At 44.7% G+C, this 14868-nt stretch carries 11 protein-coding genes and 1 pseudogene; 9 read left to right on the forward strand and 3 right to left on the reverse strand.

The features are described 5' to 3' along the window. Positions 1 to 52 precede the first annotated feature (52 nt). From O3605_RS08505 to O3605_RS08515, 3 genes are all read right to left on the reverse strand, one after another. Positions 53 to 1471, reverse strand: a complete 1419-nt coding sequence (locus O3605_RS08505) for a VWA domain-containing protein (RefSeq protein ID WP_371585880.1) — start codon at positions 1469 to 1471, stop codon at positions 53 to 55. Between the two features lie 271 nt (positions 1472 to 1742). Beyond that, positions 1743 to 2552 carry a Cof-type HAD-IIB family hydrolase gene (locus O3605_RS08510; RefSeq protein ID WP_023919056.1) on the reverse strand — a complete coding sequence of 270 codons (810 nt, stop codon included), beginning with the start codon at positions 2550 to 2552 and terminating at the stop codon, positions 1743 to 1745. Between the two features lie 12 nt (positions 2553 to 2564). Further along, positions 2565 to 3308 (reverse strand): DeoR/GlpR family DNA-binding transcription regulator, encoded by a 744-nt coding sequence (locus tag O3605_RS08515; RefSeq protein WP_118227854.1) that lies wholly within the window; start codon positions 3306 to 3308, stop codon positions 2565 to 2567. Between the two features lie 177 nt (positions 3309 to 3485). Between O3605_RS08515 and O3605_RS08520 the strand changes: the two genes are divergently transcribed. From O3605_RS08520 to metF, 9 genes and pseudogenes are all read left to right on the forward strand, one after another. Further along, entirely contained in the window at positions 3486 to 4055 is a 570-nt protein-coding gene (locus tag O3605_RS08520) for a sugar O-acetyltransferase (RefSeq protein ID WP_049497956.1), read from the forward strand. Next, on the forward strand, positions 4052 to 4816 hold the full coding sequence (locus O3605_RS08525) for a nucleoside phosphorylase (protein ID WP_371585884.1): 765 nt from the start codon (positions 4052 to 4054) through the stop codon (positions 4814 to 4816). Before O3605_RS08520 ends, O3605_RS08525 begins: the two co-directional genes overlap by 4 nt. A 31-nt stretch (positions 4817 to 4847) precedes the next feature. Continuing rightward, positions 4848 to 6230 carry a TrkH family potassium uptake protein gene (locus O3605_RS08530; RefSeq protein ID WP_155172510.1) on the forward strand — a complete coding sequence of 461 codons (1383 nt, stop codon included), beginning with the start codon at positions 4848 to 4850 and terminating at the stop codon, positions 6228 to 6230. Positions 6231 to 6239: 9 nt separating this feature from the next. Next, a complete protein-coding gene (locus tag O3605_RS08535; RefSeq protein WP_155172508.1) occupies positions 6240 to 6905 on the forward strand; it encodes a potassium channel family protein in 666 nt (221 codons plus the stop codon). A 175-nt stretch (positions 6906 to 7080) separates the two neighbouring features. Next, a pseudogene (locus O3605_RS08540) lies at positions 7081 to 7176 on the forward strand (CPBP family intramembrane glutamate endopeptidase); the annotation flags it as partial. A gap of 120 nt (positions 7177 to 7296) precedes the next feature. Beyond that, on the forward strand, positions 7297 to 9528 hold the full coding sequence (locus O3605_RS08545) for a glycoside hydrolase family 31 protein (protein WP_371585887.1): 2232 nt from the start codon (positions 7297 to 7299) through the stop codon (positions 9526 to 9528). Positions 9529 to 9597: 69 nt separating this feature from the next. Beyond that, complete coding sequence (locus tag O3605_RS08550; protein WP_371585889.1) at positions 9598 to 11205, forward strand: alpha-glucosidase; 1608 nt, start codon at positions 9598 to 9600, stop codon at positions 11203 to 11205. A gap of 318 nt (positions 11206 to 11523) precedes the next feature. Beyond that, positions 11524 to 13773, forward strand: a complete 2250-nt coding sequence (gene metE, locus O3605_RS08555) for a 5-methyltetrahydropteroyltriglutamate--homocysteine S-methyltransferase (protein ID WP_371585891.1) — start codon at positions 11524 to 11526, stop codon at positions 13771 to 13773. A gap of 113 nt (positions 13774 to 13886) precedes the next feature. Then, positions 13887 to 14762 (forward strand): methylenetetrahydrofolate reductase [NAD(P)H], encoded by an 876-nt coding sequence (gene metF / locus O3605_RS08560; protein WP_049490369.1) that lies wholly within the window; start codon positions 13887 to 13889, stop codon positions 14760 to 14762. Positions 14763 to 14868 lie beyond the last annotated feature (106 nt).

Genomic DNA, 14868 nt, shown 5'->3' on the forward strand with positions numbered 1-14868 from the left:
CGAAATCGAATTCTAACGAATTACCGATTTCTGTCCCACTCTCTTTTTCATGTTAGTCTTTCTTTGTTTTACGAGAGAGGCCAAAGGCAGCGCTCATGCTAAGAAGACCAAGGCCAAGAGTTGTCAAGGCAATTGAGGTCTTGCTTCCTGTATTTGGAAGACTTGCTTCTTTTTGAGGAAGAGCTGCAGGTGCGATATAGACTGCTGTTTTGGCAGGCTCGTTTTTAGCAGGTGTGAATACAGTCGGTTTCGCAGGGGTTACAACAGCCGGTTTTTGAGGAGTAGGAGTCGGTGTTGCAGGCGTTTGGATGCTAGGTGTTTGTGGTTTTGCTTTCGCCACACGATGAGTTTTTGAGATCAACTCATACTTGTCTGTTTGGACTTTGAAGACACGACCTTTTTGGACAGTTTCAACGACTTTATTGGCAAATTGAACGTTCAACAAGTTAGCAAAGTTTTTGTCGATATCTAGGTAGAGACCATTTGTTCCATTGACCAATGGATCAAAGTCTTTTTTTTCACGTGTTTCACCAACCACTGTCAAAGAGATACCAGCATCTTGAAGGGCTTTCAGTGTCGCTTCTTTGGTTGGTGTATCCTTTGTAAGATCAATGTCCTCATCTGTAATCAAGAAAGCAAAGCGATGGTTGTTTGCCCCAGTCCCCCAGTTGTAGTCTCCTGAAGTGGCAATATGGTGTAATGGAACAGTAGCATTTTCATAGTAGCCTTTAGTTTTGATGGTTTTCAAAGCAGAAATGAAACTTTCTGGATCACTTGTGAACTTAGATCCATTGAAATCATGGTATTTAACTTCACTAGCTCTTTCGTATTCAACCAATCCTAAACGAGCTTGAATATTTTTTGCCGATAGATTGCGAACGAAGGTCTCGACATTCTTCATCGTATCCCTGATGTGAGAATCCATTGAAGTTGATTTGTCAATGACAAAGACGATGTCTGATGTTGCTTGAACTTCTTTTTTATTGACCACATCGGCTTCTTTTGTCACTTCGACTACAGTTGTTTTATTAACTGTTTCAGTTGTTGTCTCAGTGTAGTCCGCTGTTTCCTTGGTTGATGTAGCTGTCTTAGTAGATGAGACCGGTTTTGAAGTGCCAACAGGTGTGTTTGGATCTGCTAAGCTAGTCGTTTTGATGGTTGCTGTTGAAGTAGTGGTGGTGTCTGCACCGTCTGTTTTAGCAGATGGGCCAGTTTTTTTGACGTCCACAGCGATGATATCCCCAGTTTTTGCTTTATCAGCAGGAACAACTGGTGTATTGGCTTTGGCGTTGATTTCTTCTGTTGCAGCCGTGATAGGTGATTTTGCGGCTGTAGTAGCTGCAGGAGCAGCTTGACTTGTGCTAGGTGCAACGTCGTCAGCAGAAGCAATAGTCGTTCCTGTGAAGACAGTTCCTAAAACAACGGAAGCTAAAGTTAAAGTTTGTTTACGTGAAATAGTATATTTTTTCAAAATACGTCCCCTTTTTAATAAACTTTTTTCTATCATACAGGTTTTTGAAAAACTTGTCAACGGTATAATAATCAAGGGTTTTGCCGACTTTTATATCCCTAATTATTGATAAAAAGCTGAGCGAGAAAAATATACACAAAATAATTTAAATATACAAAGTGTGCAAAAGAAAATAGGATTCCCACAAATTTGCAGGAATCCTTATTTTATCGGTATTTCTCCTCTATTTTTTAGTCGTAAAAAATACTAGCTAGTCACTTTATTTATGTTTCTAAATCAACACATAGGTTTCAACCGCTTGCCCAGCCCCGTTTTCATTATTGTCCTTTGTCACGACTGCTGCTTCGTCTTTCACCTCTTGAGGAGCGTTGCCCATAGCGACACCGATGCCTGCTTTTTTGAGCATAGGAAGGTCATTGAAGTTGTCCCCCATGGTGAGGACTTCTTCTAAGCTCAAGTGGTAGTGGTTGGCGAGTTCAACCAGAGCATCCTCTTTAGAGACGTGCTTAGCAGTAACTTCTAGGTAGTTGGCTTTGGAGAGATAAAAGGCGGTAGAAGGGAAGTCATCGGCAGAAATAGCACGATAGAGGGCTTGGATCTCTTCTGCTTCTCCAATTAAGAGCAATTTGTGGAGGGGCTTTGTCATATCCAGCAAAGGATCCAATAGGGGAAGAATAAGAGGTTTTTCCCCTGTAATCCGGGCTTCCTCTCGGCTCCATTGGTCGAGATGATCGGTCATCCAGTCTTTTCCGCTATAGAGGTTGATCGAAACTTGAGGGAAGTGTTGGTTGGCCCAGTCGATAAACTGACGAGCTTCATTCTTGTCTAAGGGATGCTCAAACAGAACCTGCTCGCCTTTTTGAATCAAGGCCCCGTTGTAGCAGGCCATGGGGCAGTCTTCTATACCGAGTTCTTTGGCAATGGGTGCCATTCCTTTGGGGGAGCGAGCAGAGGCTAGCACGAAAGGGATCTCTTCACGCTTTAAATCTGGGATCAATGCTGCCAACTCTGGGTCAATCTGATGGTGGTCATTTAAGATGGTGCCATCGATATCGCTGATGATGAGACGAATGTGAGACATAAAGATTACCTCCTAATAGAGAATAGTGGTTTCGTTGCCGACTTGTTTCAGGATGTCAGGGCTTGGTTTTTGATCAGTAATCCAATAGTCAAATTGCTTGAGACGAGCGAGATAATAGTTGGCATTTTGGGAGAACTTGCTGCTTTCTGCTACAAGGATCTTGGTACGAGTTCGTTCAAAGACGAGGGATTTGACGGCAACGTCTTCGGCATCCTCAAAGGTGACTTCTCCATTGGCTAAGCTACTCGCTCCAAAAAAAGCCAGATCAAAGCGAAGATTGTCCAGTATTTGTGCTTGATTCGCGTCATAGTAGAAGCGGTTTTTGGGATAGAATTTTCCTCCTAAGAGATGAAAGTCAACCTGGGAATGGCTACTGAGTTGGATAGCATTGTCAAGGGAGTGCGAATAGACTGTAAGATCTCCATCAAGCAGGCCTGCCAGCAAAGTGATTGAGGTAGAGGCATCGAGAAAGATCACTTGGCCATTTTGGATCCATTGCAAGGCTTTTTGAGCCATGGCAGTCTTTTCCTTGTTGGCCTTTTGACTGCGGTCTAGATAAGAAGGGCCAGGTTCTTTGTTTAAGGGAAGGAGACCACCGTGTGTCCTGCGAACCAGCTGGCGTTGGCTAAGGAGAGCGAAGTCACGACGGATGGTATCTTTTGAGACCTTGAAGTAGTCGACCATTTCTTTGGCCGATAGTTGTTTTCGCTCTTCTAAAAGTTCTAGGATTTTTTCGAGTCGCTGTTCCTGATACATGAGCTTGCTCCTTATTTCTGTTCTTGCCTATATTTTACATTATCTATTAAGCCAATGCAAGTGTTTTTAATTATTTTTAAGCGTTTGTGATCTTTTTTCTTGCAAACCCTTATTCTGACGTTTGTTTTAAAGGGGGAATTCTGCTATAATATGTCAAAATAACGTGGAGGTTTCCTTATGGCCAGTGAATATGAAAAAATGATTGCGGGTGATTTTTATAGACCTGCTGACCCTGAATTACGGGCTTTGGCCCAAGCCTCTCGGGAGAAACAAGAAGCCTTTAACCAAGAGGTGGATCCCCCAAAAGGGGTAGCTATCATCAAAGAGTGGTTTGGTTCAACCGGTGAAAACCTCTATCTTAATCGCCAGGTTCTTGTAGATTATGGGGTTAATATCCATCTGGGAGAAAATTTCTATGCCAATTACAATTTGACCATGTTGGATGTATGTCCCATTACGATTGGAAAGAATGCCATGATTGGTCCTAACTGCCAATTCTTGACCCCCTTGCACCCACTGGATCCAGACGAGCGCAATTCTGGTCTCGAGTACGGGGCGCCGATTACGATAGGAGATAACTTCTGGGCAGGAGGAGGGGTCACCATCCTTCCTGGTGTCACGCTGGGTGACAATGTGGTTGCTGGCGCAGGAGCAGTGGTCACAAAATCCTTTGGAGACAATGTGGTCCTTGGAGGAAATCCAGCCCGTGTCATTAAAGAAATACCCGTTAAAAAGGAGAAGGAATGATCCATAAACATGAAATACCCATTTTAGAGTTTGATGACAATCCACAGGCAGTCATTATGCCGACCCATGAGGGGTTAGACCTGCACCTGCCTGAAAAATGCGTTTATGCTTTCTTAGCGGATGAGATTGATCGCTTTGCCAAAACTGTTGGAGCTGAGCAAGTGGCTACCTTTATCTCAGCTACCAAGGCTTATCCAGTCTATGTTCTGGAGCACCAAGGGGAGAAACTCTGCTTGGCACAAGCGCCAGTTGGATCTGCACCTGCTGCCCAATTCATGGATTGGTTGATCGGCTATGGGGTGAGGAAAATCATTTCCTCAGGAAGCTGTGGCGTCTTGGTGGACATGGAAGAAAATGCCTTTTTGATCCCGACCAAGGCCTTGCGAGATGAGGGAGCCAGTTACCATTATGTAGCGCCATCTCGTTATATCGAAGTGGACAGTCGTGCACTGACCGCCATCGAAACTGTCTTGAAAGGAAAAGATATTCCTTATCAAGAGGTCATGACCTGGTCGACGGACGGTTTTTATAGAGAAACACCTGACAAGGTAGCTTATCGCATTGAAGAAGGGTGCCGTGTTGTGGAGATGGAGTGTGCCTCACTTGCAGCAGTCGCCCAGCTTCGTGATGTAGTTTGGGGCTTGCTCCTATTTACCGCAGATTCTCTTGCAGACCTGGAAAATTATGACCAGCGTGACTGGGGGGCTGAAGCTTTTGAGAAGGCCCTAGAATTGTGCCTAGAGATGGTTCATCACTTGTAGGTCTTTTCACTTTTTATGATACAATGAAGCTATGTTAGTCAAATTATTTTTTAAACAATGGCAGGCCAAAATTAAAAGCCTGTCTCCGGCAAGGCGAATCTTTCTCAGCTTTGCCTTGGTTATCCTGGTGGGCTCGCTCTTATTGAGTCTGCCTTTTGTCCAGCAAGCGAGCTCAAAAGCAGGCTATATCGACCACCTCTTTACAGCGGTCTCCATGGTCTGTGTGACGGGGCTCTTTACCCAGTCGGTGGCTTCGACCTATAATGGTTGGGGGCAATTGATTTGTATGCTCTTGATCCAGATCGGAGGCCTAGGGATCTTGACCTTTATTGGTCTCTTCTTTATGGAAGGTCGCCAAAAACTTAGTTACAAGGACCGGCAGACCATTCGGGACAGTTTTAGTTTTAGCAATAACCAGAGCTTAGCCCGTTTTGTCCGCTCCATCTTTATTACGACCTTTACCATCGAAGGGGTGGGGGCCTTGCTCCTCATGACCCGCTTTATCCCTCGCTTTGGCTGGGGCCATGGGATCTTTAACTCCATCTTTGTTGCGGTCTCGGCCTTTTGTAATGCGGGCTTTGATAATTTTGGAGGCGATAGCATGATGAGCTTCCAGACCGATTGGTTGGTCAATCTGACCTTGTCTGCCCTTATTATTACTGGGGGCTTGGGCTTCATGGTCTGGTTTGACCTAGCCACCAAGGCCCGTAATCAATCGGGACGGCGAACTCTTCGCTTCCATACCAAGGTGGTTCTCTGGTTAACAGCGGCGATCCTTCTCTTTGGGACAGTGACTAGTCTTTTGACCGAGTTTGATAATCCGGCAACCATTGGGGCCCTTCCATTAGGAGAGAAGATCTTGGTCAGCTTCTTCCAAACCGTCAGCATGCGGACAGCTGGTTTTGCATCCTTAGATTATACAGCAGTCCGACCAGTGACGCTCTTCGTCTATCTCTTGCAGATGTTTTTAGGTGGAGCGCCAGGCGGGACAGCAGGGGGCATGAAGATCACCACCTTCCTGGTCCTCTTGCTCCTGGCTCGGAAGGAACTATTGGGGCTACCACATACCAATTTAGGAAAACGTACGATTTCACCAGACATTGTCCAACGTTCCTTTGGGACGGCGGTGATTTTCCAGTTGACCTTCTTAGTGGGTCTATTAGGAATCTGTTTGGTGACGCCGGATGGCCAACGCTTTATTTATTTGGTCTTTGAGGTAGTATCGGCTCTAGCGACAGTAGGCGTGACAGCCAATGTGACCTCGACCTTAAATGGAGCAGGGCTGGGGATCATCATGGTGCTTATGTTTATCGGTCGGATCGGCCCTTTGACCCTCATGGTTAGCTTGAACAATTACCAAGCCAAGAAAGCAGATACCTTGCAGTATGCCAAGGCAGACATCATTATCGGATAGGAGAAACTCATGGCGAATCGAACCATTGGAATTTTAGGATTAGGAATTTTTGGACAGAGTGTCCTGAAAACCCTGCAAGACCAGGATGTGGATATTATTGCGATTGATGATCACGCAGATGTGATCAACCAATATGAATCCATGATTACGACTGGAATTGTTGGAGACATTACAGAAATGGACCTCTTGGATGCAGCAGATATTGGGAACTGTGACACAGTCGTGATCGCGACCGGTGAAAATCTGGAGTCCAGTGTGCTGGCTGTCATGCACTGTAAGGCGCTTGGAGTCGAGCACGTCATTGCTAAGGTCAAAAACGAAGTGACCAAAGAAGTTCTGGAAAAGATTGGGGCTGATCTGGTTATCCTGCCGGAGGTAGAAGCAGGCATGTCCCTCGCTAAAATGATTCTTTTCCAACATCGGATTGAAGTTTTCCAGTTGGATGAAGAAGTGGTGGTGGTCGAGTTTACGGTTCCAGCTAGCTGGGTAGGAAAAAGTATCCGAGACTTGGAAATCAGAGACCAATATCAACTCAATATCATCGGCTATCGAGATGGAGAAGACCAGCCCCTACGGAGCCAGCTGGGCCCAGATTTTGTTTGGCCAGCTGAGGTACACGTGATGGCAGTGACAGACAATCAGTATTTGGACAGAATCCAAGACTTGTTAGACTAATCGTTTCAGAATGTTGATCACCTATTTTTTAACTAAAATAGGTGAAATGATTCTGCAGAAAAATGATTTTTAATTTTTACTCCGCAGACGCCCTCTGTATCTTAATTTAGTCATGGAACTTCCTTGATTGCTGAAATCATCCACCGGATAATTTCACCTAACGTCCGTCATCAAGGTCGTCAAGAATCTCTTGCCATTTTTCCTCATGCATGCCTTGGCAGATATGTTTGGATCGAGTCTCATGTATCTCTTGATCCATTGGGGAAGTTGATCTTATAAAATGTTAGGAAAGGCTCTGTCAGGTGTTGACAGGCTTTTTTTTGAGTGCTATAGTAAAATCGTAAACGCTTACATGGTGAGGCGAAGCAGATAAAAAGCGGAGGAACGACAAATGGCAGGATCAGTGATACAGGGAGAGAACTACCGAATCTCCGTATTAACGGAATCTTTGGTGCGCTTGGAATACTCAGAGGATGGTGTTTTTGAAGATGGTCAGACGCAAGTTGTGCAAAATCGTGATTTTGGACCTGTTGCCTGTGAGGTCGTAGAGACAGAAGAGGTCCTCGATCTGCATACGGAGCATCTCCACCTTCATTTTGAAAAGGGACCTTTTACACCGGATCGGCTTTTTATCGAGCTCAAGGGTCAGTATGCAGTCTATGGTAGCCGGTGGCACTATGGAGATCAGCCTGAGACCTTGAAAGGGACCAGTCGGACGCTTGACGAGGTCGATGGAGCTATGGAGTTGGAAGATGGGATCTTGAGCAAGGCCGGTTATGCTCTTTTGGACGATTCCAGTTCCTACTTGTATGATGTCGAAAGCGGATTTAGAGCACGGCCATGTCCAGAAGTGGATCTGTATTTCTTCGGTTATGGGCGCGATTATCTAGGGGCCTTGAAAGATTTTTACCATCTGACGGGACAACCCCCCCTCTTGCCACGTTATGCTCTGGGAAACTGGTGGAGTCGGTATTGGCCTTATACCAGTCAGGAGTATACAGATTTAATGGATCGTTTCAAGGCTGAAGGGGTGCCTTTAGCTGTCAGTGTGATCGATATGGACTGGCACAAGACAGCGATTCCTGCTCGTTTTGGAAGTGGTTGGACGGGCTATAGTTGGAACCGGGACTTGATTCCTGATCCAGCTGCCTTCTTACATGGTCTGCATGAGCGTGGTTTAAAAGTGACCTTAAATGTCCATCCAGCAGATGGCATTCGCGCCTTCGAAGAAGCTTACCCCATGGTCGCAAAACGCTTGGGATTAGATGCGGAAAAAGAAGAAGCGGCTAGCTTTGACTTTTACAGTCCAGCCTTTCGCGAAGCTTATTTCGAAGATGTCCACCATCCCTTGGAAAATCAAGGAGTCGACTTTTGGTGGATTGATTGGCAGCAAGGTAGTCATGGCAAGATGGATCCCCTTTGGTTGTTAAATCACTATCATTATCTAGACAATTGCCGAAAAGGCCAAGCTGGTCTCATCTTATCGCGTTATGGGGGACCTGGCAGCCACCGGTATCCGATCGGTTTTTCAGGGGATACCATTGTGACTTGGGAATCCCTAGCCTTTCAACCCTATTTTACCAGCACAGCTTCAAATATCGGTTATACGTGGTGGAGTCACGATATTGGTGGCCATATGCGGGGTTACTATGATGAAGACTTGGCTCTTCGCTGGTTGCAATTTGGGGTCTTTAGCCCGATCAATCGTCTCCATAGTTCTTGTAATGCCTTTAACAGCAAGGAACCGTGGTTTTACTCGTCTGAGACCTGTCGCTGGATGAAGCAGTATTTGCGCCTGCGTCACAGCTTACTGCCTTATCTTTACACCATGAATGTGGCGACGCATGAAGAAGGACTGCCTTTGGTTCAGCCCCTCTATTACCATTACCCAAACGAAGAAGAGGCTTATGAGGCTAAAAATCAATATTTCTTTGGTAGTGAACTCATGGTGGCCCCAATTACAGAGGCTCTGGATCCTGTCTATCATAGTGCTTCTGTGAGTGTTTGGTTCCCAGACGGAGTTTGGTATGATTTCTTCCATGATTGGAAGTACGAAGGGAAAGGCAAGCTTACAGTCTTTAGAGCTAGCCAGGATATTCCGGTCTTTGCGCGTGCAGGAGCCATCATCCCTATGGATGCACAACCGCAGACAGGGGTAGAGCTCCCAGAAATGCTGGACTGGCATCTTTTCCCAGGTGACAATCGTTCCTTCGTACTCGTTGAAGGAGAAGGAGATAACAGGGTTGAAACCCGCTTAACTGTCAATTGGGATGAAAGAAAGATTAGGCTGGATTTAACAGGTGATCGAACGCTGCTTCCTGAAAAGAGACAGCACCGGTTCTTCCTCCATACCTTAGAGACAGCTCCTATCTTAGTGGACAATCACAGTCAGGAGATTGCGATGGGTGAGCTGCAATCGCGTCCTACCGCAAAAGAAGATCGGATGTTTGAACTCTTGAAATCTGCCAACCTGGCCTACGATAGAAAGAATGAATTATTTGCGGCTTGTTCAACAGCCAAGGATTGGAAACAGTTGATGAAGATCATTACGCCGTTAGAGGAAGGTTTGCGTCAACGTCTCTTTGAAGTGATTTATTCCAGTGAAGAGGGAGAAGACTTGTAAACTCTTGCAATTTCACCCCCTATTTTTGTATGATGAAAGTGATTTCACAATCATAAAGGAGAAGAAAAAATGGAACAAAAATGGTGGCATAACGCCGTAATTTACCAAGTTTATCCAAAAAGTTTCAAGGATAGTAATGGCGATGGCATCGGGGATCTCAAGGGGATCACGAGCAAGCTAGACTATCTGGAAAAGCTAGGGATTACAGCCATCTGGCTCTCACCAGTCTACAAGAGTCCCATGGATGATAACGGCTATGACATCTCGGATTACGAGGATATTGCCTCCATCTTTGGTACCATGGAAGATATGGAAGAATTGATCGCAGAAGGTCAGAAACGCAAGATCAAAATCATCATGGACTTGGTGGTCAACCATACCTCTGATGAGCATGCTTGGTTTATCGAGGCGCGTGAAAACCCAGACAGTCCAAAGCGGGATTTCTATATTTGGCGCGATGAGCCCAATGGCATTATTTCTGCTTTTAGTGGCTCCGCTTGGGAGTTCGATGAAGCTTCAGGTCAATACTACCTGCATAACTTTAGCAAGAAGCAACCAGACCTTAACTGGGAAAATGAGGAGCTCCGTCATCAGATCTATGACATGATGAATTTCTGGATTGATAAGGGAATTGGTGGCTTCCGTATGGATGTGATCGATATGATCGGTAAGATCCCAGATCAGGAAATCATCAGCAATGGTCCCATGCTCCATCCTTACTTGAAGGAAATGAATCAAGCGACCTTTGGTGATAAGGATCTGCTCACGGTGGGAGAAACTTGGGGGGCGACTCCAGAGATTGCCAAGCAATACTCCAATCCGAAAAATCAAGAATTGTCCATGGTTTTCCAATTTGAACACATTGGCCTTCAATACCAACCGGGTCAACCAAAGTGGCACTACGCGAAGGAATTGGATGTACCTAAATTGAAGGAAATTTTCACTAAGTGGCAGACGGAATTAGGAGAAGAGGAAGGCTGGAATTCCCTCTTTTGGAACAACCATGATTTGCCACGGATTGTGTCAACTTGGGGGGATGATGGGGACTATCGTGTCAAATCTGCCAAGGCTTTAGCGATTCTGCTTCACTTGATGAAGGGAACTCCTTATATCTATCAAGGCGAAGAAATCGGGATGACCAACTATCCATTTAAGAGTCTTGAGGACGTAGAAGATATTGAGTCGATCAACTATGCTCATGAAGCCTTAGAAAAAGGCGTGCCGCTCGAAGTGATCATGGATCAAATCCGCCATATTGGTCGGGACAATGCCCGGACACCGATGCAGTGGAATGATGAAGCAGAAGCTGGCTTTACGACAGGTCATCCATGGCTTGCGGTCAACCCAAACTACAAAGAGATCAATGTGGAGGCTGCCCTAGCAGATCCAGACTCTATTTTCTATACCTACCAAGCCCTCATTGCTTTGAGAAAAGAGTACCCTTGGCTTGTGACAGCCGATTATGAATTGGTGGACGCAGCAGACAAGGTTTTTGCCTACAAGCGGGTAGAAGGAGAGCACGCCTATTTGGTGGTTGTCAATCTCTCCAGTCAAGAGCAAGACTTACCGCTCGTCAATGGGGTTGAAGAGGTTCTCATTGCCAATACCAAGGTAGAACAAGTCCTCGAATCAGGCAAGTTGGCCCCTTGGGATGCCTTCTGTGTTAAATTAGCCTAATGAAGCAAATGAAAAAATAGAGGAAATTACTTCCTCGTAGAAGCAGGTCTTTCTCGATAGAGAAGGCCTGCTTTGCTTTTTAGGGGCTGTTCTTCTAGCAGAATCCGCTCAAAATCCGCTCAAAAATGGTTTTGGGGATGCTTGGGTTATAGGAAATATTTATAAGAAGTCCTAGTTTTTGATTTTGATTTCTGCTCTCAAGGCCCATTAAATCTGTGTTATAGTTTTTGGCTATATCAAAATTCGTGTAAAAGCAATTATACAAGACGGCTATCTTCTGATATGATAGTGTCAATTAGAATTTTTGGAGGACACAACATGTCAACTACAATTATCGGTTTCCCACGTTTGGGTGAATTCCGTGAATTAAAATTTACAACTGAAAAATACTTTAGAAAAGAAATCTCAGCAGACGAGCTCTTGGCAGTTGCTAAAGACTTGCGTGCAAAACACTGGAACATCGTTAAAGAACAAGGCATCTCAGAGATTCCTTCAAATGACTTCTCACACTACGACAATTTCCTTGATGCAGCCTTCCTTTTCAACGTCGTGCCTGCATCTGTTCAAAACTTGGATTTGACAGACCTTGAACAATACTTCGCTTTGGCGCGTGGTTACCAAGGTGAAAAAGGGGATGTCCGTGCCCTTCCAATGAAAAAATGGTTCAACACCAACTACCATTACATCGTTCCCAAATTTGAAAAAACAACAGAAGTGAAATTGGCTGGTCACAAGATTTTTGATGAGTACCAAGAAGCTAAAGAATTGGGGATCAACACTCGTCCAGTAGTCGTTGGACCATTCACTTTCCTTCAATTATCTGACTTTGAAGATGGTGTGAAAGCTGAAGACTTCGTAGACAGCTTGGTTGCTGCTTACCAAGAAGTCTTTGCCAAATTGGCTGAGCTTGGTGCGACTCGTATTCAACTCGATGAGCCAGCTCTTGTCAAAGATTTGTCAGCTGAAGAAAAAGCTCTCTTCTTGAACCTCTACAACAAACTCTTGGCTGACAAGAAAGGCCTTGAAGTCTTGATCCAAACTTACTTTGGTGATGTTCGTGATGTCTACAATGACCTTGTGAACTTGCCAGTAGATGGTATTGGTCTTGACTTTGTTGAAGGGAAGAAAACGCTTGAATTGGTGAAAGGTGGCTTCCCAGCTGATAAGACCCTTTATGCTGGTATTGTGAATGGGAAAAACATCTGGCGCAACAACTATGAAAAGAGCTTGGAAATCTTGGATCAAGTTCCAGCTGAAAAGGTTGTCTTGACGACTTCTTGCTCCCTTCTTCATGTGCCATTTACAACGGCTAACGAAGATTTTGAACCAGCTATTTTGAACCACTTCGCCTTTGCAGTTGAAAAATTGGGTGAATTGCGTGACTTGGATGCCATCCGCAATGGTCAAGGGGCAGAAGCTCTTGCTGCCAACAAAGAACTCTTTGCAACAGAACGCGTTGGAGCAAATGCTGAACTTCATGCTCGCATCGCAGCTTTGACAGAAGCAGACTACACTCGTTTGCCAGCTTTCGCAGAACGTGAAGAAATCCAGAAAGAAGCCTTCAAGCTTCCAGCACTTCCAACAACTACCATTGGTTCATTCCCTCAAACCAAGGAAGTACGTGCCAAACGTTTGGCCTTCCGTAAGGGTGAATTGACACAAGAAGAATACGATGCCTTCCTTGCTGAAACGATCGACGAATGGATCAAATGGCAAGAAGAAGTTGGATTTGATGTACTTGTACACGGTGAGTTTGAACGAAACGACATGGTTGAGTATTTCGGTCAAAACTTGTCAGGTTACCTCTTCTCTAAAAACGGTTGGGTACAATCATACGGTATGCGTGGGGTGAAACCACCAATCATCTGGGGAGATGTGACTCGTCTTAACCCAATCACTGTAAAATGGTCTAGCTACGCACAAAGTCGTACAGATAAACCTGTTAAAGGGATGTTGACTGGACCTGTTACCATCCTTAACTGGTCATTCCCACGTGAAGATATCTCTATCAAGGATTCTACTCTTCAAATCGCTCTTGCCATCAAGGATGAAGTTCTTGACCTTGAAGCTGCAGGCGTGAAGATCATCCAAATCGACGAGGCTGCTCTTCGTGAAAAATTGCCACTTCGTCGTAGTGACTGGTATGAAGACTACCTTGACTGGGCGATTCCAGCCTTCCGTTTGGTACACTCAACTGTCGCACCAGACACACAAATCCACACTCACATGTGTTACTCAGAATTTACAGATATCATCCCTGCTATCGACAACTTGGATGCAGACGTTATCTCATTTGAGGCAAGCCGTTCAAACCTTGAAATCTTGGATGAGTTGAAAGCCAAAAACTTCCAAACAGAAGTTGGACCTGGGGTTTACGATATCCACTCACCACGTGTCCCACAAGACGGTGAAATTGATCACACCATCGAAGCAATCTTGGCTAAAGTACCAAGTGGCAAAGTTTGGATCAACCCTGACTGTGGTTTGAAGACTCGCGGAATTAAAGAAACAAAAGAAAGCTTGATCAAGCTCGTTAATGCTGCTAAAGAAGCGCGTGAACACTTGTAAGAAATGTTTCGAGGACCTTCTATCATCGTGTAGAGGGTTTTCGAATCGTTCCCTTATCCTAGAAATAGTGGCTCAGAGTTCTTGATCAAAGAAACAAAAGAAAAGGATAGAATATGTCACAACACACACCGTCTCTGTCATTTGAAGTTTTTCCTCCAAATCCTGAAGTAGGCAATGCCAAACTCTTACGTGCTTTGGCGAATATGCAGGAGCTAGCCCCTCACTTTATCAGTGTGACCGCTAGCAATAACAAATACAATATCAAAGAGACGACGGTTGCTTTAGCCAATCATATTCAGAATGAATTGTCTATTCCGACCATTGCCCACTTACCGGCTATCTATCTCAGTAAGGAAAAGGTAGCAGATACCCTTCATGAGTTAGATCAAGTAGGAGTTCACCGGATCTTGGCCCTTCGTGGAGATATTATTCCTGGTGTGGAACCTTTAAAAGACTTTCGTTATGCAACGGACTTGATTGAATTTATTAAAACAGAAGCTCCTCACTTTGATGTGATTGGTGCTTGTTACCCAGAAGGTCACCCAGATTCTCCAAATCAAATTTCAGATATTCAAAATCTGAAAAAGAAAGTGGATGCTGGATGTTCGAGCCTAGTGACTCAACTTTTCTTTGACAATGAGCGTTTCTATGATTTTCAAGATAAGTGTACTTTAGCTGGGATCAATGTTCCTATTCATGCAGGAGTGATGCCGATTCTTAACAGAAACCAAGCCCTTCGTCTCCTCAAAACTTGTGAAAATGTTCATATCCCACGGAAGTTTAAAGCCATTCTAGACAAGTATGAGCATGATCCAGAATCTCTTCGCGCAGCTGGCTTGGCTTATGCAGTCGATCAAATCGTTGATTTGGTTACTCAAGATGTGGCAGGTGTCCATCTTTACACCATGAACAATGAAGATGTCGCTTACCACGTCTACCAAGCAACAAAGGCTTTATTTGCTCATCAACCGAATTTTGAAGTGAATTAATCAACACTTTTAGTAGGAAGTGTAGAGATTGAGAAAGAATAGTTCTCAGTCTCTTTTTATTCGGGTCAATCACTTGCTAAAAATCAACTTTTTTTTTATAGTATTA

It is taken from the genome of Streptococcus sp. 27098_8_99 (assembly GCF_041431935.1).
Classification (GTDB): Bacteria; Bacillota; Bacilli; order Lactobacillales; family Streptococcaceae; genus Streptococcus; species Streptococcus parasanguinis_D.